Raw genomic sequence first — 2620 nt, 5'->3', positions numbered from 1 at the left:
TGTGAACTTTCGCCGTTAAGGAGCCAAACCGTTTTCGGCATAAAGGCGCCGGGGACTTTTCGGCGTTTAGGCGCCACAAGTCTTTCGGCGTATAGGCGCCAGTAGATTTTCGCCATAAAGGCGCCACTGGCGTCTGAGTCGGGCGCTCGAACTTCGCCAACCGCTACCCTCGTGGCACGCATTTGCTCCGGAGGGTGGCTTGAAGAGGAAGTTCGAGATGTACCAATATCGACAGGTTCTGGTGCGAATGCGCCAGGGTGACTCCGACCGGGATATCGACCGCTCGAAGATCATGGGCCGTAAGAAGCTGGCAGCCGTACGGGGGATCGCAACCGAGCGGGGGTGGCTTTCTCCTGACAACGCTCTGCCGGATGACGCGCAGCTTGCTTCAGCGTTCAGCCGAAGGGAGTTCCTGCCTGCGAGCTGTATCTCGTCGGCCGAGCCGTGGCGCGAGCAGATTGCGCAGTGGCACGACGCGGGCGTGCCCGGCACGACGATTCACAGCGCGCTGGTGCGCAACCACGGCTACGAGGGAAGCTACTCATCCGTCTACAGGCTACTTCAGCAATTGAAGGCGGAGCTCACGCCGGATGTACCGATGCGGCTGGAGTTCAAACCTGCAGAAGCCGCGCAGGTTGATTTCGGCGCAGGTCCGACCATCACGGACGCGCACACGGGCGAGGTCCACAAGACGTGGTTCTTCGTGATGACCTTGTGCTGGTCGCGGCATCAATACGTCGAGTTTGTCCGCGACCAGAGCGTCGACACATGGTTGCTATGTCATCGTCACGCCTTCGAATGGTTCAATGGCGTAGTGGGACGCGTCACCATCGATAACCCCAAGTGTGCCATCGTCAAGGCCTGTATCTACGAACCCGAAGTCCAGCGGGCCTATGCGCAATGCGCCGAAGGGTATTCGTTCAAGATCGATCCGTGTCCGCCGAGGGACCCGGCTAAAAAGGGAATTGTCGAATCGGGCGTCAAATACGTGAAGTCGAGCTTCCTTCCTCTTCGCGAATTTCGTGATCTGGACGACGCCAACCGGCAAGCGCAAGCCTGGGTGATGCAAGAGGCCAGCACCCGGACGCATGGCACGACGCGCGAGGTGCCGCTCAAGCGTTTCGAAGACGTTGAACGGGCGCTGTTGCAGCCGCTTCCCGATGTGCCGCCCGAGCTGGCAACCTGGGCGCGCGTGAAGGTCCATCGCGACGCCCATGTGCAATTCGAGCGCGCCTACTATTCCGTGCCGTTCCGGCTTGCCGGTAAAGAGCTGTGGCTCAAGGCAACCGCCACCATGGTGCAGGTTTACTACGAGCACGAACTGTCAGCATCGCATGTCCGCCAGACTGCGCCAGGAACGCGTAGCACGGTGGCCGATCACATGCCGCCAGCAGCACAGGCCTGGCAACTGCACGACACCCAATGGTGCCTGAGAGAAGCGCAGCGTATCGGGCCGTCGTGCTACGCGCTTGTTCACGCGCTCTTCGGTGATCAGGTTCTCATCAAGCTGCGCGCTGTACAGGGCGTGCTGCGCTTCGCTCAGCAGTTCGGCGCGTCCCGCCTGGAGGCGGCCTGCCGTCGAGCGAATCACTTCGGTACCCCAAGCTACAAAGCCGTCAAGCTGATCCTGCAGAAAGGCCTTGATCAGTCGTGGCTGTCGACCGAGCCCATTGAATCGGGCGCGAGTACCTACACCCACGGCGGCCGCTTCTGCCGCGATACCCAGACTCTGCTTATCCATTGAACATGAATCCAATTCCCGAACTCACGTCTTCCCTTAAGCAATTGCGACTGTCCGGCATCCTCGACACGCTCGAAGCGCGCAACCGTGAAGCCATCGACCGTAAGCTCGCCTATACCGATTTCCTGACGTTGCTCATCCAGGACGAGATCGCACGGCGCGATCATCGAAGGCTCGACGCCCGCATGCGCCGCGCGAACTTCCGTGGCCAGAAGACACTGGAAGGTTTCGACTTCGACCGGCTGCCCAACCTTAATCGCGCCGTCGTCCATGATCTGGCGACCTGCCGCTTCATCGATGAGAAGGTCAGCGTGCTGATCGCCGGTCCGTGTGGAACGGGTAAAAGCCATCTGGCGCAGGCACTGGGCCACTCCGCCGCCCGGCAAGGTCACGATGTCCTGTTCATGACCCAGACCCGGCTTCTCGGCGCGCTACGCAATGCGCAAGCCGTCGGCTCCTACGACCGGCGCTTCCAGGCGCTTGCCAAGGTGCCGCTGCTCATCATTGACGATTTCGGGCTGAAACCCATGCGCACGCCCGAAGATGAAGACTTCCACGATCTGATTGCCGAGAGGTACGAGCGTACGTCGACTGTCTTAACGAGTAATTTGGATTTTACGGAATGGGGCGACGCATTCGCGACCAACAAAATGCTCGGCGCCGCAACGCTTGATCGCCTGCGACATGCCGCGTACCGCGTCGTGCTCGACGGCGAGAGCTACCGTGTTCCACGCCCGATGCCCGAGAGCAACAAATCAGCACTTGCGAAAGGAGGTAAAAACAAGGATTCTTGATCCCCGTTCGAGCCCCGAATCAGGCGCCTTTCGCTGGCGCCATTACGCCGAAAACACCCGGCCCCTTTACGGCGAAAGGCAACAC

2 protein-coding genes are annotated in these 2620 nt (G+C 60.5%); both read left to right on the top strand.

Annotated features, from left to right (window positions below; translation table 11 throughout):
- The first annotated feature begins 217 nt into the window (after positions 1–217).
- Positions 218–1744, top strand: coding sequence for an IS21 family transposase (gene istA / locus NCR34_RS27795; protein WP_250501431.1), 1527 nt, complete (start codon positions 218–220; stop codon positions 1742–1744).
- A gap of 2 nt (positions 1745–1746) precedes the next feature.
- Positions 1747–2535: an IS21-like element helper ATPase IstB gene (gene istB / locus NCR34_RS27790; protein ID WP_250501430.1), complete on the top strand. Its 789-nt coding sequence runs from the start codon at positions 1747–1749 to the stop codon at positions 2533–2535.
- The last annotated feature ends 85 nt before the right edge of the window (positions 2536–2620 follow it).

This window comes from Caballeronia sp. GAWG1-5s-s, assembly GCF_023631445.1.
In the GTDB taxonomy this organism is placed as follows: domain Bacteria; phylum Pseudomonadota; class Gammaproteobacteria; order Burkholderiales; family Burkholderiaceae; genus Caballeronia.
This window is presented reverse-complemented; position numbering and strand designations above follow the sequence as displayed.

What these genes read in the sequence shown, in the direction of transcription:
- istB (WP_250501430.1), top strand. Translation starts at nt 1,747, where the DNA reads ATGAATCCAATTCCCGAACTCACGTCTTCCCTTAAGCAATTGCGACTG.
- istA (WP_250501431.1), top strand. Translation starts at nt 218, where the DNA reads ATGTACCAATATCGACAGGTTCTGGTGCGAATGCGCCAGGGTGACTCC.